This is a genomic window from Pseudomonas sp. B33.4 (assembly GCF_034555375.1).
Classification (GTDB): domain Bacteria; phylum Pseudomonadota; class Gammaproteobacteria; order Pseudomonadales; family Pseudomonadaceae; genus Aquipseudomonas.
This window is the reverse complement of the sequence record NZ_CP140706.1, coordinates 3,336,159-3,359,410: the sequence shown is the minus strand read 5'-3', so window position 1 is coordinate 3,359,410 and position 23,252 is coordinate 3,336,159. Positions and strand designations below refer to the sequence as shown.

General features: G+C 57.7%; 20 protein-coding genes. 12 read left to right on the top strand and 8 right to left on the bottom strand.

What is annotated here, in order from left to right; genetic code table 11:
• The first annotated feature begins 33 nt into the window (after nt 1–33).
• The 3 genes from U6037_RS14685 (at nt 34) to U6037_RS14675 (ending at nt 3,085) form a co-directional block, all read left to right on the top strand.
• The gene (locus U6037_RS14685; RefSeq protein WP_322843464.1) at nt 34–1,137 is read left to right on the top strand and encodes an LLM class flavin-dependent oxidoreductase; all 1,104 of its coding nucleotides are present in this window, start codon (nt 34–36) and stop codon (nt 1,135–1,137) included.
• Nucleotides 1,138–1,216: 79 nt separating this feature from the next.
• Nucleotides 1,217–2,101, top strand: coding sequence for a transketolase (locus U6037_RS14680; protein WP_322843463.1), 885 nt, complete (start codon nt 1,217–1,219; stop codon nt 2,099–2,101).
• Nucleotides 2,102–2,104: 3 nt separating this feature from the next.
• Nucleotides 2,105–3,085, top strand: a complete 981-nt coding sequence (locus tag U6037_RS14675; protein ID WP_322843462.1) for a transketolase family protein — start codon at nt 2,105–2,107, stop codon at nt 3,083–3,085.
• A 212-nt stretch (nt 3,086–3,297) separates the two neighbouring features.
• On the opposite strand, the gene U6037_RS14670 is transcribed toward U6037_RS14675, so the two are convergent.
• Nucleotides 3,298–4,203, bottom strand: coding sequence for an NAD-dependent epimerase/dehydratase family protein (locus tag U6037_RS14670; RefSeq protein WP_322843461.1), 906 nt, complete (start codon nt 4,201–4,203; stop codon nt 3,298–3,300).
• 147 nt (nt 4,204–4,350) lie between these two features.
• Here U6037_RS14670 and U6037_RS14665 point away from each other — a divergent pair, with 147 nt between their 5' ends.
• Together U6037_RS14665 and U6037_RS14660 are read left to right on the top strand one after the other, a co-directional pair.
• Entirely contained in the window at nt 4,351–5,274 is a 924-nt protein-coding gene (locus U6037_RS14665) for a LysR family transcriptional regulator (RefSeq protein ID WP_322843460.1), read from the top strand.
• 119 nt (nt 5,275–5,393) lie between these two features.
• Entirely contained in the window at nt 5,394–6,176 is a 783-nt protein-coding gene (locus U6037_RS14660; protein ID WP_179694970.1) for an SDR family NAD(P)-dependent oxidoreductase, read from the top strand.
• Nucleotides 6,177–6,297: 121 nt separating this feature from the next.
• On the opposite strand, the gene U6037_RS14655 is transcribed toward U6037_RS14660, so the two are convergent.
• Complete coding sequence (locus tag U6037_RS14655; protein ID WP_179694969.1) at nt 6,298–7,161, bottom strand: type 1 glutamine amidotransferase domain-containing protein; 864 nt, start codon at nt 7,159–7,161, stop codon at nt 6,298–6,300.
• Nucleotides 7,162–7,285: 124 nt separating this feature from the next.
• Between U6037_RS14655 and U6037_RS14650 the strand changes: the two genes are divergently transcribed.
• A complete protein-coding gene (locus U6037_RS14650) occupies nt 7,286–8,230 on the top strand; it encodes a LysR family transcriptional regulator (RefSeq protein ID WP_322843459.1) in 945 nt (314 codons plus the stop codon).
• On the opposite strand, the gene U6037_RS14645 is transcribed toward U6037_RS14650, so the two are convergent.
• On the bottom strand, nt 8,215–9,315 hold the full coding sequence (locus tag U6037_RS14645) for an alkene reductase (RefSeq protein ID WP_322843458.1): 1,101 nt from the start codon (nt 9,313–9,315) through the stop codon (nt 8,215–8,217). The genes U6037_RS14650 and U6037_RS14645 overlap by 16 nt on opposite strands.
• 252 nt (nt 9,316–9,567) lie before the next feature.
• Between U6037_RS14645 and U6037_RS14640 the strand changes: the two genes are divergently transcribed.
• Nucleotides 9,568–10,470: a LysR family transcriptional regulator gene (locus U6037_RS14640; RefSeq protein ID WP_322843457.1), complete on the top strand. Its 903-nt coding sequence runs from the start codon at nt 9,568–9,570 to the stop codon at nt 10,468–10,470.
• Between the two features lie 14 nt (nt 10,471–10,484).
• Here the strand turns inward: U6037_RS14640 and U6037_RS14635 are convergent, their stop codons facing one another.
• The 5 genes from U6037_RS14635 to U6037_RS14615 are packed head-to-tail and all read right to left on the bottom strand — an operon-like array spanning nt 10,485 to nt 14,061.
• Entirely contained in the window at nt 10,485–10,904 is a 420-nt protein-coding gene (locus U6037_RS14635; RefSeq protein WP_322843456.1) for an SRPBCC family protein, read from the bottom strand.
• A 24-nt stretch (nt 10,905–10,928) separates the two neighbouring features.
• The gene (locus tag U6037_RS14630) at nt 10,929–12,137 is read right to left on the bottom strand and encodes an Nramp family divalent metal transporter (RefSeq protein WP_322847325.1); all 1,209 of its coding nucleotides are present in this window, start codon (nt 12,135–12,137) and stop codon (nt 10,929–10,931) included.
• Between the two features lie 57 nt (nt 12,138–12,194).
• On the bottom strand, nt 12,195–12,566 hold the full coding sequence (locus U6037_RS14625) for a hypothetical protein (protein WP_322843455.1): 372 nt from the start codon (nt 12,564–12,566) through the stop codon (nt 12,195–12,197).
• Nucleotides 12,563–13,624 carry an L-dopachrome tautomerase-related protein gene (locus U6037_RS14620; protein WP_322843454.1) on the bottom strand — a complete coding sequence of 354 codons (1,062 nt, stop codon included), beginning with the start codon at nt 13,622–13,624 and terminating at the stop codon, nt 12,563–12,565. The genes U6037_RS14625 and U6037_RS14620 overlap by 4 nt, the downstream gene beginning before the upstream one ends.
• Nucleotides 13,621–14,061: a cupin domain-containing protein gene (locus U6037_RS14615; protein ID WP_179694962.1), complete on the bottom strand. Its 441-nt coding sequence runs from the start codon at nt 14,059–14,061 to the stop codon at nt 13,621–13,623. Before U6037_RS14615 ends, U6037_RS14620 begins: the two co-directional genes overlap by 4 nt.
• A gap of 273 nt (nt 14,062–14,334) precedes the next feature.
• Between U6037_RS14615 and U6037_RS14610 the strand changes: the two genes are divergently transcribed.
• From U6037_RS14610 to U6037_RS14590, 5 genes are all read left to right on the top strand, one after another.
• On the top strand, nt 14,335–15,459 hold the full coding sequence (locus U6037_RS14610) for a zinc-dependent alcohol dehydrogenase family protein (protein ID WP_179694961.1): 1,125 nt from the start codon (nt 14,335–14,337) through the stop codon (nt 15,457–15,459).
• Between the two features lie 11 nt (nt 15,460–15,470).
• On the top strand, nt 15,471–16,949 hold the full coding sequence (gabD, locus tag U6037_RS14605; protein WP_322843453.1) for an NADP-dependent succinate-semialdehyde dehydrogenase: 1,479 nt from the start codon (nt 15,471–15,473) through the stop codon (nt 16,947–16,949).
• Between the two features lie 526 nt (nt 16,950–17,475).
• Nucleotides 17,476–18,645 carry an efflux RND transporter periplasmic adaptor subunit gene (locus U6037_RS14600; RefSeq protein WP_416221680.1) on the top strand — a complete coding sequence of 390 codons (1,170 nt, stop codon included), beginning with the start codon at nt 17,476–17,478 and terminating at the stop codon, nt 18,643–18,645.
• Nucleotides 18,642–21,824, top strand: coding sequence for a multidrug efflux RND transporter permease subunit (locus U6037_RS14595; RefSeq protein WP_322843451.1), 3,183 nt, complete (start codon nt 18,642–18,644; stop codon nt 21,822–21,824). The genes U6037_RS14600 and U6037_RS14595 overlap by 4 nt, the downstream gene beginning before the upstream one ends.
• Nucleotides 21,817–23,199 carry an efflux transporter outer membrane subunit gene (locus U6037_RS14590; RefSeq protein WP_322843450.1) on the top strand — a complete coding sequence of 461 codons (1,383 nt, stop codon included), beginning with the start codon at nt 21,817–21,819 and terminating at the stop codon, nt 23,197–23,199. Before U6037_RS14595 ends, U6037_RS14590 begins: the two co-directional genes overlap by 8 nt.
• Nucleotides 23,200–23,252: the final 53 nt, after the last annotated feature.

Genomic DNA, 23,252 nt, shown 5'->3' with positions numbered 1-23,252 from the left:
CGCGCCGGTCACTAAAAGCAGCAGGAGAACGACATGAAACTCGCTATGTTCATGCAGCCACTTCATCACAAGGGCTGGGACTATCACGAGATGTACGATCAAGACATCGCCTGTGCTGTCCATGCTGACAGCGTCGGTTTTGATGAACTCTGGGTCGGTGAACACACGTCACAGCGCACTGAGCCGATCACCAACGCGCTGCAATTTCTGTCTACCCTGATTCCGCTGACTCAACGCATGAAACTGTGCACCGGCGTACTGAATCTGCCACACCATTTTCCGGCACGCATTGCCGCCGACGCCGCGATGTTCGACCACATGTCCAAGGGGCGCTTCATCATGGGCATCGGCCCTGGCGGGCTCGCTTCCGACTTCGAGGTGTATGGCAGTAACGGCAAGGACCGTGGGCAGATGATGGTCGAGTGCTACGAGATGATCCGTTCAATCTGGAACTCGAAGGCGCCCTATGATTTCTCTTCAGAGCACTACCAGGTCAGCCTCAAGGACGCTGTGCACCACGAGCTGGAAATCGGTTACATGCCAACGCCTTTCCAGAAGCCGTTTCCACGTGTGGCAACCACCGCCATGAGTCCGTTTTCCGGTACTGCGAAACTCGCCGGTGCCAGGGACTGGGACCTGATGTCCGCAAACTTCAACCCGACTGCCACGGTTGCCTCCCATTGGCTGGCTTACTGCCAGGGCGCCGAAAGCGCAGGTATCAAGGCCGATGCCAATAACTGGCGAGTAGCCCGTTCCGTGTTTGTTGCCGACTCTCAGGCCCAGGCCGAAGACTATCTAGCGCAAGAGAGCTGCACGCTGCGGCGCTACTTCGATTACATGATCGACAACCTCGCCACCAATCATTACACGAAGATCTTCAAGACCCGCCCCGACATGACTGACGAGGAAGTCACGGTCGACCACTGCATCAAGGAAATGGTCATTTACGGCGACGTGAATTCCGTCACCGAGCAGTTGGTCGCGTTCAGTGAGCAGACCGGGCCGTTCGGCACGTTGATGACCACTTTCCATGAATGGGACGACGAGGCGCTGTGGCGGCGATCGATGCAGCTGACTGCGCAGCAGGTCATGCCTCGTCTGAACGATTACATGACTCCTCGTTTGAAAGCGCAGTGATCGCCTGATTGCCGTGGGCTTATGTGGGGCCGCATCTCGGATGCGGCCGAAATTCTGGTAATGCGCCTGGACACGACATATGACTGATTTGACAGATATCCGCGAAAGCGCGGATCACGCCTTTGAACTGACCGAAAAGGAGTTGGCTCGCCTGCGGGAAAAAGCTCAATTCATCCGTCTGGAAACCATCCGGCTGATCGAGATCGCCAAAGTCGGCCACTACACTTCGGTGTTTTCCGCTGCCGAGTTGTTCGCTGCGTTGTATTACGACGTGATGGACCTGCGATTCGGTCAGCCGAAATGGCCCGATCGCGACCGCTTCATGATGGGCAAGGGACACGCTGCCGTCGGCTTGTTTCCAGTGTTGGTGGAGTGGGGCTTCTTCGCCAAAGAAATCCTCGACAACTACACGCGCCTCGGAAACCCCCTGGGTGACCACCCTGACATGCGCAAAGTTCCTGGTGTGGATTTCTCCTCCGGCTCCATCGGTCATGCCCTGTCCGGTGGTTTGGGCATGGCTCTGGCCGGGCGGATGCTGGGGAAATCATTTACCACTTACGTGATGCTCGGCGATGGAGAAATGCAGGAAGGGCAAGTGTGGGAGGCGGCGTTGTCGGCAGCCCACCACAAGACTGCAAACCTTGTGGCGATCATCGACCGCAATGGCTATCAGCTTGACGGCAACGTTGATGACGTGATCGGCATCGAGCCCTTGGCGGACAAGTGGATTGCATTTGGCTGGGAAACCCACGTGGTGGATGGCCATGATCTCGCTGCTGTCACGAGCCTGTTGCGTCGCCTCAAAGCCGACAAGACGCGCACTCAGCCAGTGTGCGTCATTGCCAATACGGTCAAAGGCAAAGGGGTTTCTTACATGGAGACCGAGCCAGGTTGGCACTTGGGATACCTCGATCCCGAAGATGCACAACGAGCTATCGACGAAATCAAAAGCAAGGTGATCTAACTCATGAATACCGCATCTCTGTCGAACAACTCCTGGCAGTACCGGGAACTCAATAGCCAGACACCAAGCTTGAATGCCTTGTCGGATGCCTTGATCGAACTGGTCGAGAGGGGCGAGCCGATCGTTGCCGGTACCGCTGACCTTCAGTACTCCAACGGTCTGTCAAAATTCGCCAAACTGCACCCAGAGAAATTCGTTCAATTCGGAATCTCCGAACAGAATATGGTGTCAGCCGCTGCCGGCATGGCAGCGGTGGGCATGAAACCGTTCGTGGCGACCTTCGCGTCGTTTCTGCCTCTGTTGTGCTGTGAGCAGATCCGCATGGACGTTGCCTATTCGGCTCTACCGGTACGCCTGATCGGTCACCACGCCGGAATCTCACTCGGCTTTTACGGCACCTCGCACCACGCCACCGAAGACCTGGCAATCATGCGTTCGATTGCCGATATCACAGTCGTCGCGCCTGCTGATGGCAACCAGCTCAAGGCCGCGATTCTTGCGTCAGCCAATTACCCGCAACCGATCTACTTCCGTATCCAGCGCGGGCGTGATCCTGTGGTGTATGACACTGTTCCGGACTTTGTCTTCGGCAAGGCGACCGTGCATTTTACCGGCGATGAACTGACGATCATTGCCACCGGTTCCACGGTTCACCCGGCCCTCGAAGCGGCGCGGGCATTGAATGCTGCCGGACGCTCGGTAGGTGTGATCGACATGACCACCATCAAGCCGCTGGATCGTGAGGCGGTACTGACCGCTGCGCGAAATAGTCGGGCGATTCTGACCGTTGAAGAACACAATATCATCGGCGGGCTGGGCGGTGCAGTGTGTGAAGTGATTGCGGAGGAGGGCGTAGGCGTCAAAGTCCGCCGGCATGGTATCTACGACGAATACAGCCTGATTGCCCCGCCAACCCATCTCTACCGGCACTACCGGCTCGATGCCGAGGGCATTGAAAGCGTAGCGTTGGAAGTTTTGGGTTGATGACGTAAATCGCATACCTGCGATGTAGTCAGAGCGTAACGGCATTTCCGGCTTTCCCCTTCAGGCGATTTAAGCCTGCACGTGCGATCAGGGTGTTCATTGATGAAGACCTTGGCCGCACGTTTTTTTATGGGGGTGATTTGTTCAAAAGGACAATTTGTACAGGCACAAAAAAGCTCACCGAAGTGAGCTTTCGTACAGCGCAGCGACAATTACCATTGCACGCCGCTGGTCTCGATCCATTGCAGCATCGACTCACGCTTTGGCGCCCACCCCAGCAGGTTTCTGGCGTTGACGGCACGCACACGGCTATTGGAGCCGATGGCGAAACGCGCCCAGTCTCCCAACTGAGCGATTGCCTCGTCGGCCGGCCAGCTTTGAATGGTGCCACCAAAACCGAGGGACTTGCTGATGGAGCACGCGATGTCGAGGAACGACGCTTCGCCGTTTTCCGCAAAGAACAAAGAGGCTGACGGCGCCTTTTCGATGGCCAGACGATAGAGCTCTGCCAGATCCTCAATATGCACGTTGGACCAACGATGCACACCGGCACCGATGTAAGCCCCCGCGCCATACTTGCGCGATTGTTCGAACAGTTTCGGCAGTTGATCGCTTTTCACGGGCAAACCCAGGGATTCACCGTAAATCATGGTCGGGCAGAACACGATGCTGCGGATGCCCTGTTCGACACCTGCTCGCCTCACAACCTGGTTGATATGGACACGGTCTTTACGGATATCCATAGGCGTAAACGGCGTTTCGTCGGTGAAGATCTCCTTGCGCTCATAAGCGCCGCGTGCATCGTCACCGACAACACTCGAGCCCGAGGTGTGCAGCAGGACTTTCCCACTACCGCTCAGAGCCGAAATAAAAGTATGTACCGAAGCCAGATGGTCGGAGTTGGCTGCGTTCACAACTGCGTCGGCAGCACGTGCCTGTTCGGTCAGGATGAAGGCGTCATCCAGGGTACCGAGCACAGGTTTGATGCCCAGTGCCTGCAACGCTCCCCGCTGTTCCGGGTTGCGCAGCAGACCACTGACTTCATGGCCTGCATCCACCAGGTACTTTGCCACAGAGCCGCCGATGTAGCCGGTCACGCCGGTAACGAAAATTTTCACTGTACTGCCTCCCTCTTATTTTGATTGTGCCTGGCCTTTACAGAGCGAAAGGCGCAGTCATTCCCGAGTAAGGAATCACATCACCATACGACGGCTGCTTTTTGTGAGCTAGACTGCTCTAACTACAAGAATCTGTGAATCAAGTTCATGCTAAATCTCAAAGACATCAATCGCTCTGGCGAAATGGAAGTGTTCACCCGAGTGGTCAATGCTGGCACTTTCTCAGAAGCGGCCCGGCGGCTGGAAATGTCTCCATCAGCGGTCAGCAAACTGATTGCTCGTCTGGAAGCACGGCTGGGTGCCCGTTTGCTGCATCGTTCCACTCGGCGACTTGAACTCACGGCCGAAGGCGAGCGCTTCAACAACGAATGCTTACGCATTCTTGAACTGATCGACTCTGCCGAGCGAGATATCGGTAACGTGTCCAAGCCCAGCGGGCTGATACAGGTCAACGCCAATCTTCCATTTGGCTTGCACTATTTGTTACCGCAATTGCCTGATTTTCTGGCGGCCTATCCTGATATCACCCTGAACGTGGAACTGACTGATACCGTTGTGGATTTACTGGAGCGACGCGCGGATGTCGCGATACGCACCGGCCCTATGAAGGAGTCGAGCCTGGTCCAGCGTCGACTGGGTGAAAGCCGAATGATCACGGTGGCTTCACCGGCGTACATCGCACGATACGGTCAGCCGGAAACGCTGGATGACCTGCATCGACATAATCGGTTGAGCTTTGGATTTCATCGTCATTCGCAGGCCTGGGTTTATCGCGACGCAGAAGGCCAGCGCATTGAGATTGAACCCAAGGGCAATGCATTGCTCAGCGATGGCGAGAGCATGCGTCAGGCTGCGCTGGCTGGTCTGGGTATTGCCAGACTCGCAAGCTTCCACATCAATTCCGATATCGAGTCCGGGCGGTTGTTACCGTTGCTGGAGCAATTCAACAGCGGGGAAACCGAGGCCATCCATGCAGTGTTTATAGGCCCTGGACAGCAACTGCCTCACCGGGTGAGGGTCTTTATTGATTTTCTCGTGGAAAGAATTGCTCCACATCTCGGTTCTCAATGAAGGCAGGTCAAGTACCCACTTTCGTTGTTTGGTTAAAACAGTCTTCTGCAACCCTTGAAAGACTTCATTTTGAGCCTGGGGCAAAATTTTGCCTATAACAACAAAACAAGGCAGCTTCCATGGATTATCAACTGACTGGCAAAACCGCACTCATTACTGGCGGGGCGACAGGCATTGGCAAGGCCATCGCCCAGCGCTTCATTCTCGAAGGTGCGAAGGTTGTCATTAGCGGGCTATCTGCAGACGAAGTGAATACAGCGGTTGAAGAACTGGGTGCCCTCAGTAGGGGACTGGTTGTCGATTTAACGGAGGAGGGGGCGGCCGAGAGACTGGTCAATATGGCCCTGAAGGCCGGCCCCATCGACTTCCTGATCAATAACGTCGGAATATTCGAAGTCAGAGATTTTTTCGAAACGGACGATGCCCAGTGGTTTCATTACTTCAACGTCAATGTCATGAGCGGTGTGCGCATGACCCGCCTGGTGATGAAGGCAATGCTTGACCGCGGGCAAGGTTCGATTGTGTTTATCAGCAGTGAGTCCGCGGTCAAGCCGCAGCCGTGGATGGTTCACTATGGCGCGATGAAAACGTGCCTGCTGGGCATTTCCCGGGCGTTGGCTGAATTGACTAGAGGCACCGCCGTACGGGTCAACTCTGTACTGCCTGGGCCAACCTACACCGATGCGGTCAAGCGCTATCACCAGGAAATCGCACAAGAGAAGGGCATCTCGGCGCAACAAGTAGTACAGAATTATTTTGACGAAACCGAACCCACATCCTTGATCAGACGAATGATCGAACCCGAGGAGGTGGCCCGCAGCGTCCTGCACCTGGCAGCCTCGCCGGCGCTTAACGGCATGGCCATGCGCGTGGAAGGCGGAACCATACGCTCGATATTGTGAGATGGGTTTCGAAGTTCTAGCGCTGGTTTTTTTTGCCAGCGCTGTCTATTCAAAGGGGCAGCGAGCTACCCGATGACTCTGAGAGTGGTCCGGAACTCACCGCGAACAGGTGACTGAACCCTCAACGTATTTGAGCTGGTTGTGAGTCTTTGAGTCGCTGGAGTAAAACCTTTCCCACATCCAACGCTGAACCCGGGTTTTGTCCTGTCACCAGTTCGCGGTCAATGACGACATTAGAGGTCCATGGAGTGGTGTTACTGCTGTATAGGCCACCGGCCTGTTCAAGTGCAGTTTGTGGATAGAACTTCATGGTGCCTCCCTTCAACAACCCTTTGGCCAGTTCTTCTTCCTGATTGCTGATGACGGTGAACTTGTATCCGGCATAAATCCAGTCCGATGCTTCGGCTTTGCTGCCGGCTTCGAGCTTGCGGGTGAAGGCTGTCGGGTCGGACAGCGTCGACAGCAAGGCAATTGGCCCATGACAGACGAGGGCTGTTGTCTTGTTGGTCGCGTGGAAATTGTTGAGCAGTCTTCCCAGCGCTGCGTTATGCAGTAAATCCTGCATCGGTGCGTGACCACCGGGTACATAGATCGCATCGAAATGTGCGTAGCCGATCTGTTCGACGCGCGAAAGACTGATGACGGGGGATTCGCCCGGCGATGTAATCTTGAGCTGCTCCAGCAACGCCTTGTGTTCCTGAAGCGCCGTCAGGTCATTGTTGAAATACATCTTGTCGCTGGATGACTGGTCCAATGTCGGCGCCTTGCCTGTTGGCGTCGCAAAGGTCACCGAATGCCCGGCATCAAGCAACAGTTTCACCGGTTGCATCAGTTCATTCAGATAAAAACCGGTTGCGAAGACTTTCTTGTCTTTGAGGTCGAGATGGTCTGAGTCTGACAATACGATCAGTACATTGCTGGCTTGGGCGTTTACGGTTGCGGCGCAAATAGCCATTGCAAGGGCGAGTCGATTGATAAGGCGCATGAGATTTCCGCAGAGTGATAGGTAGGTTCAGATCAACAGTGTTGATCGTTGACGAAACTTTATTCGTGCCTCTGTCGGCGATAAACTGGCCATCAAGAAAATCAGCTGTTCTTTTGAGGCAAATATGACGCGTCGATTCGATTATCTGGCGGACGTGGAAGTCTTCATCACTGTGGTGGAAAAGGGCTCATTGAGCTCAGGGGCCGTGGTTTTGGCGACCACGCCGTCGGTGGTCAGTCGGGCGATCTCCCGGCTGGAAGCACGTCTGGGCGTCCAGTTGCTTCGACGCACGACCCGCCGTTTGAGCCTGACCGATGCAGGTCTGCTTTATCTCGAACAGTCACGCGCGGCGTTCGCACTGATCGATGATGCCGAACGAGTCATTCATGGCCGAGAGGGTGCGTTGAACGGCCGAGTGCGCCTGAGCGTGCCGACGACTTATGGACATCACCGACTGCCAGCCTTTCTCTGTCGCTTCACTCGGCAGTTTCCGCAAGTGCGCATCGAGTTGGGTATCAGCAATCGAAATGTGGATCTGGTGGCCGAAGGGTATGATCTGGCTATTCGCCTGGGGCAATTACCTGACAGTGGCCTGATCGGTCGCAAGCTCGAAGACGCGAATTTGTGCGTAGTCGCCGCCCCCGAATATCTGCAGCGAGCAGGTATTCCTCTCAGTGTTGAAGATCTGGCAGACCATGCCTGTCTGCCATTTGTGATGCCCAGCACGGGTCGGATCGGCCCCTGGTTGTTCTGCGAGCATGGGATTGATCGCGAGTGGATACCGGAGGCAAGCGTTCAAGTGTCTGACGATGTGCTGGGCACTGTGTCTTTGGCCGAACACGGTATGGGGATTTGTCAGACCTACGACTTCATTGTCAGGGACCGAATCCAGAGTGGACGCCTGATTCCGTTACTCGAACAGTCGGGTGGACGGTCCCGGCCGTTCTCGGTGATATACCCGCCTCATCGCCAGTTATCGGCGGCGGCCCGGGCGCTGATCGACTTCCTGACCCATGAAATTGCGGATAAGCGTCACTCAGCCTTCAATGAGCATCAATTGATCGAGTAGGTCGGGTAATCGGTATACCCCTGCGCTCCGCCACCATAGCTCAATGCGCGGTCGGGTTTTAACAGTGGCCAGTTGTTCCGCAGGCGTTCAACCAGATCGGGATTGGCGATAAACGGTTCACCGAAAGCAGCGATGTCAATCAGTCCCTCATCCAGAAATTTCTCCGCCCGTTCTTTGGACATGCCGCCAGCGAGCACCAGTGTTCCGTGGTAGTGGTTGCGAAAGCTTTGCAGAAAATGGTCTGGGATCGGCGAACTGCCCCGCGACAGTTGATCCATGAAATGGACGTAGGCCAATCCTCGCCGAGACAGTTGATCAGCGACGTACAGATAGGTCTCCTCGACGTCCTCGTATAACCCCATGTCGAACAGACCGCCAAACGGTGAGAGGCGGATGGCTGTGCGTTGCGCACCGATCCGTTCAATCACGCTGTCTACAACTTCCAGCAAAAAGCGCGAACGGTTTTCGATGGTGTCGCTTCGGTACTCGTCCGTGCGGTCATTGACCAGAGGATTGAGAAACTGCTCGATCAGGTAGCCATTTGCACCATGCAGCTCAATCCCGTCGAAGCCGGCCTCCATTGCATTGGCGGCAGCCTGGGCAAAGTCACGGATGACCTCCTTGACTTCCTGTGTGCTGAGGGCGCGAGGTGTGGAAACATCAACCGGGCCCGGCTCGCCACGCTCGGTCATACCCCAGGCCTGGGAGTTGCGGGCAACCCGGGATGTCGAGCTGACCGGGGCAATGCCTCCCGGCTGAATGCTGACATGGGAAACACGTCCGACATGCCACAGCTGAGTAAAGATAACTCCGCCGGCCTCGTGGACCGCCTGCGTCACTTTGCGCCAGCCGTTGATCTGGGGTGTCGTATAGATGCCGGGGATGGCCAGAAAACCTTCAGCCGAACGTGAAATCGGAGTGCCTTCGGTAATGATCAGCCCGGCACTGGCGCGTTGGCTGTAATAAAGCGCGGTCAATTCATTGGCGACGCCATCGGGGTTGCGAGCCCTGGTCATAGGAGCCATTGCGATGCGATTGCGCAGCGTCAGCAATCCGGTCTGGTAGGGAGTCAATAACGTGCTCATAGCGTGCTGTCCTCACTGAATGGTGGTTAAGAGGGTATGCACCGATCGACTCGTTGATAACCTGCTCAGGGCGAACAGGTTCTGTGAGGTCGCTTCACAAATCATCAGAGATACGGAAATAGCTTTGGCGTGCGGGCCGAGTCAATCCTGTGAAAATTATTCCAAAGACAAATGAACGCTATCCTTCTATATCCATGATTCACACCAAGGTGCTTGTGATATTTTTTCACGAGTCATTCCGAGGATAGAGACGTGGATAACAGAGCGGGTGAGATGTCGGTCTTCGTGCGAGTGGTCGATGCCGGCAGTTTTTCGCAGGCCGCGCGCCAGATGCTGATGACACCTTCGACGGTCAGCAAGTTGATAGTTCGCCTGGAGCTTCGTTTGGGCGTGCGCCTGCTGGAGCGCTCAACGCGCAAGCTGTCATTGACGGACGAAGGACGTATTTACTACGAGCGCAGTCATGCATTGTTGGCTGAACTTGAAGATGTTGAAAGGGTGTTGGCGCAAGGCGCACAAAAGGCCCGCGGGACTGTGCGCATCAATGCATCGGTTGCGTTTGGCACACTGGCGATCGAACCCAGTCTGCCCGCTTTCTGGGAGGCGCATCCCAACATTCAAATCAACCTGTCCTTGAGCGATGACATCGTCGACATGTACCTGGACAGGACGGATATCGCGTTCCGGGTAGGCGCACTGAATGACTCGACATTGCGAGCGCGGAAGATCGGGGTTGCCCGGCGCAAGATCGTCGCCTCGCCGGAATACCTGGAGAAGTACGGTGTTCCCGTTACCCTGGAAGATCTTTGCGAACACAACTGTCTGAGTTTCAACTTCCGTCGTTCCAGTCCGGTCTGGCCGATGCACCAGAGTGGCCGCATCGTGGACCGTATCGAACAGGGCAACCTGCAGGCCAACAATGGCGAGACGGTTCGGCGCATGGCGATTGCCGGTGTCGGGATTGCCAGACTGGCGGATTTTCACATCGATGACGATCTGGCCTCTGGTCGCCTGGTCGAGGTGCTGGCTGAAAATGGCCATGACTGCGAGGAAGTCCATGCGCTTTATCAGGGCGGCCAGCATGTACCCCAGCGTATCCGGACGTTCCTCGACTTCATGGTGCCGCGCCTGCAAGCCTTCATGGATCGCGGGTGAGCACGTTGCCTTCTTCAGTCGTGGAGCTCGATGACGGATTTGAGGCTTTCCAGGCCTGAACGATAGAGGGCCTCAAAGTGTGCAACCATCTCGGTTTCATCGGTCCCGTCGACCAGAAAAGTGCTCGACCAGGACGCCAGTGTTCCACCTTTGCCATCGGACTGCGCTGACATTCTGCCGACGTAGTCAATGACCGGCGAAGGCCCTTCGAGCAAGGCATAGCTGTAGTGCTTTTCATCTTCGTCAAATGTGAGCAGACGCTCGACAATGGTCGCACCATTCGTGGTTTTCAGGTGCCGCAAGCGCCCCCCATCGCTCAAGGTACTGCTGGCGATCACATCGAGCCAGCGGGGCAAACAGTCAAAACCGCCGAGAAGCGACCAGACCTGTTCAAGGGGGCGTTCGATTGCAATCCAGACGTGGACTTCACTCATGGTTTCACCTGTTTTGTGGGGTTTTCAGAGAATGACGGACGCGACCAGCCACAGATTGGCGACGCCAATCAGCAGGAAGATCAACCAGGCCATGAGAGCGACCGGGCGTGATATGGCAAAGTCGCCCATCAGTGTTTTATCGCGGGTAAAACGAATCAGGGGATAAACGGCAAACGGTAGTTGTATCGACAGCACCACCTGTGAAAACACCAACAGGTCGCCGACTGCACGATCACCGAGCCAGTGGATTGCCGACAGCGCCGGCACGATGGCCAGCAGCCGGGTGGCGATACGTTGCTTCCATAATGGAACCCTCAGTTGCAGAAATCCTTCGAGCACCACTTGACCGGCGAGGGTGCCTGTCAGTGTTGCGCTTTGTCCGGATGCCAGCAGGGCCAGGGCAAACAGCACCGCGGACAGCGCGACCCCTGTCAGGGGCGTCAACAGTTGATGGGCCTGCTCTATACCGCCAATTCCGGTGTTACCGCTTTCATGGAACACAGCGGCAGCCACCAACAGAATGGCGACCTGCACAGCGGCAGCAATGGACAGTGCGCGAATCGTGTCGTGGGAACCGCTGCGCAGCGATTGCCTGACCTGCACATCGTCATTGAGGCGACCGGGGGAACGGGCCAGAGCTGAATGCAGATAGAGGTTATGCGGCATGACCGTGGCGCCAATGATGCCCACTGCAATGAACAGCGCCCCAGGCTCAGCCAGCGTGTCCAGTGAAGGAACGAATCCCTGAAGCAGCTTGTTTGTGTCGACTGTGATCAGTGCCAGTTCTACGGCAAAACACATGACAATGATGGTCACCAGTGTCAGGACGATCCTCTGCACGCGGCCATTGGCAGCGCCCTTTATGCCCAGGATGATCAAAGTACTGATTGCCGTCAGCAAGATGCCGATACTGAGCGGCAGGTTGAACAGCAGTTTAAACGCCAGCGCCGCCCCCAATACTTCAGCAATATCGGTGGCGACGATGGCTGTTTCGGCCATCGCCCAATGCGCGAATGTGACGGGGCGGGGGTAACGAAGGCGGCTGGTCTGGGCGAGGTCCTGACCCGTGACGACGCCCAGGCGCAATGCGAGTGTCTGCAACAACATGGCCGCCAGACTCGACAACACCACCATGAACAGCAGTTTGTAGCCAAACTGCGCACCCGCAGCGATACCCGTTGCCCAGTTGCCCGGGTCCATGTAACCCACTGCGATCAACAACCCCGGGCCCATCAACAGTGGGAGACGCCCGGGTACCGATGATCGCTGGCTGGCCTGTGCCGTCACTGATCAATGCCTCACTGGCCGCGGGCGCCGAGGCAGGCGCGCCAGCAGCAGAGTATGAATGAACAGCAGAAGGCCGGTGATCGAGAGCGTCGCGGAGACTGTCCCGTTTACCGTCTGAGCAGACAGCAGACAAACCAGGGCTGCCATCTGCGTCAGCAGGCGCTGGGTCAGTGCTGCCCGCGAAGCACTCGATGCGTCGAAGAGGCAGCTGGGCCAGACATCTGGCATCGACCTTGAGAACCCCATGACGGCAACCGCCACCACGGCGTACAGCCAGATGCCGACTCCTGACGTGCTCTCGGTCAATGCAACGACGACGGTGCTGACGATGAACAACATTGCAATGACAGTGAGCGCAACACGGTTATGGGTCATGGTGTTTCGCTCAAACCCATCGGTGCATCCACACGCAGGCGCAACACATGGAACGGTGGCTGACTGTCATCTTCACCCGCATTGAGCAACGGGTGACGGTGCAGTTGGTTGGCTGTGATGTACAGCCATTTGCCTTGTGCATCGAGTTCGACACCGTCCGGCCAGCCGAGCAGCCGGTCGTCCTGGGCCAGGATGCGATAGCCCACCGGCGATGCCAGCCCGATGGCGTTGTTGGCGATATCGGTCACGTAGACATTGCCCTCGGCATCGACATCGAAGCCATCGCAATGCGGCTTCTCGCACCAGTACTCCACGGCTTCGCCCAACGCTGTCTCACTGTCGGGCAAGGCAAGACTTTCGGTGCTGATCCGATAGACCTTGCGAGCAGACATCGAACCGAAATACACCCAGCGGCCCAATGGGTCGATGGCAATTGGATTCAGCCCGTAGCGATACGGAATGACTTCACCCTCGGCAGTGCGCAGGGCCAGCGGTTTACCCGCAACGAGCAGAGGCACGTCGCCCGGCATCAGTCCCGGATAGCACTCCAGCGAACGCCATGACAGACCCGTCTGCAGGTCAACCACGACGATTGCAGGGTAGTCACTGGCGCCACTGGCGTTCATCGTCATGTCCGCGATGTAGATGCGCTGGCGCCGCCAGTCGATGACGAAGTCCTGAGTGAAGGAACTCGGACGCAGCACGTTTTGCGGCAAGACAATCAGGCGATGCAAGCATTGCTCACGATCATTCCAGGCAATCAGCCGGGGTTGCTGTTGCTCCGGCTTGCCCATATCGAGTATCCAGACGATCCCTTCGGGGTCGGTGCGGATACCGATCACGGCGGACATGCCACGCCCGTCGTCGCGAGGTTTGCCAGCCCAGGTCTCATTGGGGTAGGCCGAATGCTCGCCGTTCTGCGCTACCGCCCGCACCGAGATGTCGGGGGCAATGATGGCCGACACCGATACCAGCACCCGGCCGTCAGGCATTACGGTGGGGTTGCCCGGGCGCTCGACCGGGAATGTCGCGAAGATTTCCAGTGCCGGGCTGCTCATGGCTTGGCCTGCACGAATGATTCAGCGGTGCCGCTGGAAGGATCGACAAAAATGATGTCGCTTGGATCACGGCGCGGTGTATCGACCGACACCATGAACAGCGGGTGTTCGAGGATCTTCGGCATGCCGTGAACGGTGAATTTCTTGAAGAACAGCATTTCACCCGGGCCCACTTCGAACTCTTCGCGGTCGCCCATAAAAAACGTAGCGCGTCCCGAAAGCACGATCAGGTACTCGTCACAGGTGGCGTGATAGTGCGCGGGGGTCGGGTGGTACACCCGAAAGACACGGGCACTGGCTTCGTCTTCGTCGGTGAGTCGGGTGTCGACGAGGAGCGTTTCAGCTGTTTCGGGGAACGTCTTGACGATCTCGTCGAGATTGAACGAGGCGTGGGGAGCAGCCTCGACCAGTTTCTTCCGGGTGCTTGATTCGGTCATTTTGAAACCCTCATTCAGGCGTCTCTACGGGACGCTGTGATGTTGTTTGTGGTTTCAGAATAAGCACTGGGTCAGTAGCCGGGAATGCGCTGGCCGTGCACAAGATTTGAGAACTCAAATAACAATTCGATTCACTTGAGTGTTCGCTGGAATGGCGCGCTTTTGCGAATTCGATTCCAAACAGCTGCGCCCGGCAGTGCATTTCTGGCGTGATCGAGCTACGGCATAGTGGTGAGCACTCACTATCGAGTCCAGCTGCGTCGGAGACAAAAGATGCAAGTCAGAGCTGCTGTTCTAAGACACATGAATGTTGCCCCGCCCTATGCCCTGAGCAAGCCGATTTCGATCGAAACCATCGAATTGGCGCCGCCGGGCCCGGGCGAGGTATTGGTGCGAATTCGTGCTGCCGGTCTGTGCCATTCCGACCTGTCGGTGATCAATGGTGACCGGCCTCGGCCAATGCCCATGGCACTCGGTCATGAGGCTGCCGGTGTGGTGGAGGCCTTGGGCGAAGGGGTGAGCGACCTTGAGCCGGGCGATCATGTGGTCATGGTCTTCATGCCAAGTTGCGGTCACTGCCTGCCATGCGCCGAGGGCCGCCCGGCACTGTGCGAGCCGGGAGCGAAAGCCAACGCCGCCGGGACATTGATCAACGGCTCGGTGCGTTTGAGCGCGGCTGGCACTCACGTTCATCACCATCTTGGTGTTTCGGCGTTCGCCGAGTACGCCGTGATGTCGCGCAACTCGGTGGTCAAGATCGATCGCGAGTTGCCCTTTGTCGAAGCCGCGCTGTTTGGTTGTGCGGTGTTGACCGGTGTCGGTGCGGTGGTCAATACCGCGCAATTGCGCGTGGGCTCGACCGCCGTGGTCATTGGCCTGGGCGGTGTCGGTCTGGCTTCGGTTCTGGGGGCACGGGCCGCAGGGGCGAGCAAAATCATCGCGGTCGACCTGTCAGCGGAAAAACTCGCTTTGGCCAAGGACGTCGGTGCCACCTCCGTGGTCAATGGTGGCGATCCCGACGCCGTCGAGCAGGTGCTGGCACTGACCGGTGGCGGCGCCGACTACGTTTTCGAAATGGCCGGTTCAATCCGGGCGCTGGAGAACGCAATGAAAATGACCAGGCGCGGAGGGATGACCGTGACGGCCGGCCTGCCACCACCCGGTTCGTCGCTGCCGGTCAATGTCGTCCAGCTGGTAGGCGAGGAGCGCACCCTCAAGGGCAGCTACATCGGCACCTGCGTGCCGCTTCGCGATATTCCGCGGTTCATCGAGCTCTATCGCGACGGACGTCTGCCGGTGGATCGACTGCTGAGCGGCCGGCTCAAGCTGGACGATATCAACGAAGGTTTCGATCGCCTGCACGATGGCAGTGCGGTGCGGCAGGTTATTGAATTTTGAGGAGCGACAGCATGGCTGATACCAATTTCCTTTCTACGCTCGAAGATCCGACGCTGTTCCGCGAGGCGAACTACATCGATGGCCAGTGGCTGGAGGTGGGTGAGGGGCGCAGCATCGTCGTCACCAATCCGGCCAACGGTAAAGTGCTCGGGCGCGTACCGTCACTGGGCGCGGTCGAGACTGCGCGCGCCATTGCCGCCGCCAGACGCGCGCAACCGGCATGGCGGGCACTCACCGCCAAAGAACGTGCAGCAAAATTGCGATTGCTGTTCGAGTTGATGATCACTCATCGTGAAGACCTCGCACGCATCATGACCGCTGAACAAGGCAAACCGTTGGCCGAAAGTCGCGGTGAGATCACCTATGCCGCGTCGTTCATTGAATGGTTCGCGGAGGAGGGCAAGCGCGTCTATGGCGACACCATCGCCTCCCATTCGCCAAACAGTCGCATCATCGTCCAGAAAGAACCCATCGGCGTGTTTGCCGCTATTACCCCGTGGAACTTTCCGGCGGCAATGATCACTCGTAAGGCCGGACCCGGTTGGGCAGCCGGTTGCACGGGCGTGTTGCGGCCAGCGAGCCAGACACCTTTCTCGGCGATTGCCATTGCTGTACTGGCCGAGCGTGCCGGTCTGCCGGCGGGTGTTTGCAACGTGATTACCGGTCCCGGCAGTGAGATAGGTGGCGAACTGACTGCCAATCCGGATGTGCGCAAATTGTCCTTCACGGGTAGCACTGAAGTCGGGGCGACCTTGCTGGCCCAGTGCGCGCCGACGATCAAGAAGACCAGCATGGAGCTGGGCGGTAACGCTCCTTTTATCGTGTTTGACGATGCCGATCTGGACGCGGCCGTGCAGGGGGCGTTGGCTTCCAAGTACCGCAATGCCGGGCAGACATGTGTCTGTGCCAACCGCTTGCTGGTGCAGGACGGCATCTACGATGCGTTCGCTGCCAAACTGAAAACCGCCGTCGAAGCGCTGAAGGTAGGCAGCGGTTTTGAAGACGGCGTGACGATCGGCCCGCTGATTGATGACAACGCAGTACGCAAGGCTGAAGAGCATGTTGCCGATGCGGTCGAGCGGGGCGCCTCGGTGTTGACCGGTGGCGAGCGTCATCCCTTGGGCGGCAGTTTCTATCGGCCGACGATTCTTGTGAATGTGCCAAGGGAATCAAAAGTGTTCCGTGAAGAGACGTTCGGCCCGGTGGCGCCACTATTCCGGTTCAGTACAGAGGCACAAGCCATCGAGATGGCCAACGACACCCAGTTTGGCCTGGCTTCGTATTTTTACAGTCGCGATATCGGGCGGATCATGCGCGTAGCCGAAGCACTGGAGTGCGGTATCGTCGGGATCAATGAAGGACTGATTTCGACCGAAGTCGCACCATTCGGGGGCGTCAAAGCGTCGGGACTTGGCCGTGAAGGGTCCAGATACGGCATCGAAGACTATCTTGAAATCAAATACCTCTGCTTGGGCGGTATTAATCGCTGAGTGTTGAAAAAGATGGCCGACAGGCCATCTTTTTTTTGCGCGCCTTAAACAATCCTGCCTTTTTGAAATTTAACTTTCGAGGTGTTTCCCTGTACGCGTAAATGATCGGTGAACACGCTTCACAGGTTAATTTCACGTGGGCGATAGAATCCCCATATGTCTCGTTTCAGAGCGTTGGCTCTTGCCTTTTAGTCAATATTCTTTTCGCGTTTCGACGGTTTATCTCGACCGGGTGCTCACGGAAAATCCTTTTTATTCAAACACTACCGAGGACACTTGAAATGACTTACGTAAAAAAATCCATTGCTCTGCTCGCGACTTTGGCTGCGCTCTCTGCGTCCCTGGCGGTTCACGCTGAAGAGTCCGGTGCCTTTATCGAGCGTAATAAATCCCACAGTGAATACACGTCTAAAAGTTAACTGCTTTGCCTTAGAAACTTGCTAATACCTCGCTCGAATTACAGCTCAGTTATCTGTCTGGCCATTGGATGCAGTGCATTCAATGGCCAACTGCGGAGATTACAAAAGTGAATTCATTGTTATTAAAAGGCGTGGCGGTGTCGGCGTTAAGCCTGGCGCTGGCCGCGGCCCTTAGCGGTTGCGGACCCGATCAGGCCAGTCACGCACCGGCAGCGCCGACTGTCACCGTCAGCAAACCAGTCAAGTCGGTCATCACTGATTGGGACAGTTTTACCGGCCGTTTTGAAGCCACCGATTTGGTGGACGTGCGTTCGCGAGTCAGTGGTTATCTGGAGAAAGTCGCGTTTCAGGACGGCGCCATCGTCAAGAAGGGTGACTTGCTCTTCGTGATCGATTCGCGCTCGTTCCAGGCGGCCGTGGTGCAGGCCCAGGGCAAACTCGCGCAGGTGCGTTCGCAACTGGCTCTAGCCGAGCAGGAATTCGCCCGCGCCAATGTTTTGATTGAGTCGAAAACCATTGCCCGCAGCCTTTATGACCAGCGCCTCCAGGCGCGTCAGGCCGCACAGGCCGAGGTGTTGAGTGCCGAGGGTGCGCTGAGCAATGCCAAGCTCGATCTGGAGTTCACCCGGATCACCGCCCCCATGAGCGGGCGCATCAGCCGCAAGCTGATCAGTGAGGGTAACCTGGTCAACGGCGGGAACAGCAACGCGACACTTTTGACCACCATCGTCTCGCTCGATCCGATCGACATCTATTTCGATATTGATGAGCAGAGCTACCTCAAATACCGGCGTCAGCCGACGGCCAGCGCCAATCAGAGCCAAGTGCGGATCGCCTTGCCCGGCGAGGTCGAGCCGAGCATGACCGGGCGCATGGACTTCATCGACAACCGCCTCGATACCGCCACTGGCACCCTGCGCCAGCGCGCTCGCGTCAGCAACCGTGACCTGCGTTTGAGCCCGGGGCAATTCGGCCGCGTGCAGTTCTCCAGTCAGGCGGCGTACCCGGCGCTATTGCTGCCGGACACTGCGATCGGTGTCGATGCGACCCGCAAGGTTGTGTACGTGCTCAACCCACAAAACAAAGTAGAAATCCGCCCGGTCACCCTTGGCAAACTGCATGACGGTTTGCGGGAAATCGTCAACGGCTTGCAGGAACAGGACCGGGTAATCGTCGACGGTCTCCAACGCGTGCGTACCGGAGACACTGCGACCGCACAGGAGCGCGAATTGGCAACGGTGGCGAAAACTGCTGGTAGCCAAGGGGCGCCACTATGAGCCTGGGACGCACCTCCATCGAGCAACCGGTGCTGGCGATTGTGCTTTCAATCGTCTTGATGATTGTCGGCGGACTGGCCTATCTGGTTCTGCCGACGTCCGAGTACCCGGATATCGCACCGCCCACCGTCGTGGTGACCGCCACTTATCCCGGTGCTTCGGCGCAGACCGTGGCTGAAACGCTGGCGATCCCCATCGAGCAGGAAGTCAACGGCGTCGAAGACATGCTCTACATGTACAGTCAGGCTACGTCCGATGGCAGTCTCAACCTGACCGTGACCTTCAAAAGCGGCACCGATGTCGATAAGGCACAAGTGCTGGTGCAGAACCGTGTCGCACTGGCTACTCCACGCTTGCCCGAACCGGTACAGCGCAGTGGTGTGACGGTACGAAAGTCTTCACCTACGCAGCTTTCGACGATCTTCATTTCCTCACCCAAAGGCACTTACGACCAGCTCTACGTTTCGAACTTTGCAATTCGTAACGTGGCTGATGTGCTTAAACGCATTGACGGTGTCGGCGATATCAATCCGTTGGGTGCGCGTGAATACTCGATGCGTATCTGGCTCGATCCGGAGCGTGTGGCCGCGTTCAATCTGACCCCTGCCGACATCATCGCTGCAGTACGCGCGCAGAACACTCAAGTGGCGGGTGGTGTCATCGCTCAGCCACCGGTAGCGTCTCAGGCCTTTCAGCCGAACCTGATTTTCGAGGGGCGACTGAAGGAGCCAGCCGACTTCGACAACATCGTCCTCAAGTCCGGGGATGCCGGGCGTCTGGTGCGGCTCAAGGACGTTGCTCGCACGGAAATCGCCGGGCTGGCATACGTCAACAACACCTACTACCTGCGCAACCCGGCCATCGGCCTGCAAGTGCTGCAGCGCCCGGGCGCCAACGCGTTGGCGACGATGAAAGTAGTAGAAGAGACCATGGAGAAAATCGGCAAGGACTTCCCCGACGGTATTGAATACAGCATCGGCTACAACCCGACCGCGTTTATCGCCGACAGCATCGGCGAGTTGGGCAAGACCATCTACGAGGCGGTGATTCTCGTGGTGCTGGTGATCATGGTGTTCCTGCAAGGCTGGCGGCCTTCGATCATTCCGATCCTGGCGATTCCGGTATCGCTGGTTGGTACATTTGCGGTCATGGCGATGCTCGGTTACTCGATCAACAACCTGACCCTGTTCGGACTGGTGCTGGCGGTGGGGATCGTGGTCGATAACGCCATCGTCGTGGTGGAGAATGTCGAGCGGCATCTGGCCGATGGCAAGAGCCCGCTGGAGGCGACCATCGTCACCATGCAGGAAATCGGCGGGGCGTTGATTGCGATCACGCTTGTGCTGTGTGCGGTGTTTATTCCGACAGCGTTCATTCCGGGTATCTCCGGGGAGTTCTTCCGTCAGTTCGGGATTACCATTGCGGTGGCCACGGCGATCTCGCTGTTCAATTCGGTGACGTTGTCGCCGGCACTCGCTGCAATGATTCTGCGCCGACATGACCCCAAAGTTCACCACACACCGAAAGCAGGTTTGTCCGGCCTGTTCAAGCGTGCGGCCGACGGGTTCAACAACGGCTTCCTGAAGCTGTCATCGAGTTATGCCGCCAGCGTGCGTGCGCTGGTGGCGAAAACCCCGTTGATGCTGACGATCTACGCGGTACTGATTGCCGCCACCGCTTACTTGTTGGTGTCGACGCCAAAGGGTTTTATCCCGATTCAGGATCGCGGTTATCTGGTGGTCATCGTGCAATTGCCTGACGGTGCGTCGCTGGAGCGTACCAACGAAATCTCTCAACAGATCGAAGCGATTGCCCTTGAAGTGCCTGGGGTTGATCGGGTGCCGACCTTCTCCGGTTTCTCGATGGTTACCGGTACCAGTTCATCGAACTCGGCGGGTCTGGCGCCTGTGTTCCAGCCCTGGTCTGAACGCAAGTTGCACGGGCTGACGTCGGACAGGATCGCCGAAGACTTGCGTGAACGCTTGAAGGTAGTCAGCGGTGCAACGGTCATCGTCGCGACACCACCGCCCGTTCAAGGGTTGGGCAGCACCGGTGGTTTCTCCATGCGATTGCAGGACACCGCCGGGCTAGGAACCGAAGCCTTGGCCAAAGCGACCGATGACCTGATCGCCGCTGCGAATGCCACCAAAGGTATGACGGGTGTCTATTCACCGTTCTCGGCCAGGACACCGCAGGTGTTCGTCGAACTGGACCGTGAGCGCGCCGAAATGCTTGGTGTGCCCAGCAGCCAGATCAACCAGGCGATCGAGACCTACTTCGGGTCGTCCTACATCAACGACTTCAACCTCGTCGGTCGTACCTATCGCGTGACTGCGCAAGCCGACTTGCCTTACCGCGTCACGCCGGAGGATCTGGCTCGGGTCAAGGTACGCAACGATGCAGGAAAAATGGTGCCGATCGCCAGTGTCACCCGCTTGCATGAAGCGCTGGGGGTGGAGCGATTCCCACGCTACAACTTGTTCCCGACGGCGGAAATCAACGGCGATACCTTGCCGGGCCTGGGGTCGGAGTTCGGCATCAAGACTATGGAGCGACTGGCGAAAGAGACGCTGCCAGCCGGTATCACCTATCAGTGGACCGACCTCAGTTACCAGCAGACCACTGCGGGAAACATGGGGCTGTTGGTATTCCCACTGTGTGTGATCTTCGTGTACCTGGTGCTGGCGGCGCAGTACGGCAGTTGGAGCCTGCCGCTGTCGATCCTGCTCATCGTGCCGATGTGTCTGCTTGCGGCTGCCGGAGGCGTGCGGCTGATGGGACTGGACATCAACATTCTGACGCAGATCGGTTTCATCGTCCTCGTGGGATTGGCGGCGAAAAACGCGATTCTCATTGTCGAGGTCGCACGTCAACAAGAGAAAGAAGGGCAGGGAATCGTCGAGGCAGTGGTTGAAGCCTGTCGCCTGCGTCTGCGGCCGATCCTGATGACTTCGCTGGCTTTTGTACTCGGCGTGCTGCCCTTGGTGATGTCCGAGGGTGCAGGTTCGGAAATGCGTCAGGCAGTGGGCTCGGCGGTGTTTTTCGGGATGATCGGAGTCACGCTGTTCGGTCTGCTGTTCACGCCGGTTTTCTATGTGCTGATCCGTCGTCTGGCCGGTGGCGAGCGTCACGCAACTGGTCAATCCATTCATTCAGAACAGGGTGTGGCTCATGAATAACTCTTTTCGTGTAACCGGGCTGATGATGGGGGCCGCGTTGCTGAGTGCGTGTGCGTCGCCGGTCATGCCGCCCGAGTCGAAGATGCCGGTCGAGCGATACGTCAATGCTCAGACGGCCGAACCTGCCAGCGTGATTGAGCAGTGGTGGACGCAATATCAGGACCCGCTGCTCAATCGTCTGGTGGAGCGCGCGGTGAGTGAAAACCTTGATTTGCAGATGGCTCTGGCGCGGATCGATGCAGGCCGGGCATTGCGCAATATCGCTGGGGCTTCGGGCAGTCCGCAGGTTGATTTGACCGCCAGTGCGGCACGTCAGCGGATCTCCGCTGACCAAGCGGGCTTCAGTGACTCGCTGATTACCGAGCCTGCCTCGATCGGCTTGGGTGCTGCGTGGGAAATCGACCTGTTTGGCCGCATTCGAGAAGGTGTGCGCGCTGCCGACGCGGACCTCAATGCCACCGAAGAGGCGGCGCGCGGCGTGCGGGTGGCGTTGATTACCGAAGTGGTGCAGGCCTACGCCGAGGCGCGTGGCTTCGAAGAACGTCTCGCGATCGTCAAGCAAAGCGCGGCCAGTCAGGCCGAAACCCTGCAGTTGACCGAGCAGTTATATGCGGCAGGTGACAGCCCCGAAGCGGACGTGTTGCGCGCTCGTTCGCAATCGGACTCCACGGCTGCCCAAGTGCCTGCTCTGCAACTGAATTGGCAACGCTCGCTGCATCGGTTATCGGTGCTGTTGGCCCAACCGACAGACAAGCTGTATCAGCAGTTCAAGGACAGCCCGGCGAAGCTGTCGACGGTAGCGTTGCCGGGTGCCGGTACGCCACCGGATCTGCTGCGCCGGCGCCCCGATATCCGAGCTTCCGAAGCTCGTTTGATTGCGGCTTACGCCAGGGTCGGGGTGGCCAGGGCGGATCTGATGCCGCGCTTGAGCCTGGCTGCGGCGTTGGGTTCTTTGATTGATGGGGTGAGTGCTGCCAACCTGGCGAGTTCTACGTTCTGGCTGGCCGGTGTGAATGCCAGCGCGCCAGTGTTCGATGGCGGACGTCGGCGCAGCGTTGTCGATCTGCGGGATGCCGAAGCGCGGCAGGCGCTGCTGAGTTATCGGCGCACGGTGCTGACGGCAGTGTCCGAGGTGGAATCGGCGTTGGCTGCGGCTCAGCGCAATGCTGAACGACAGGCCTATCTGGCGAGTGCGGCCAGTCAGGCCAGCTCTGCTGCCGAGCAAATCAAGCGCGCCTGGCAGGCTGGGGAAACGCCGTTCCTGGATGTACTTCAGGCTCAGCGTGTGCAACTGGCAGCGCAGAATGCGCTGTCCCAGGTCAAGACGGCGCAATGGCAGAATCAGGCGGCGATGGTGAATGCGTTGGGCGGCTGATCTGCGCCGGACACCGCTGAAAAGACCTGTGGGAGTCGGTTCGATCCCACAGG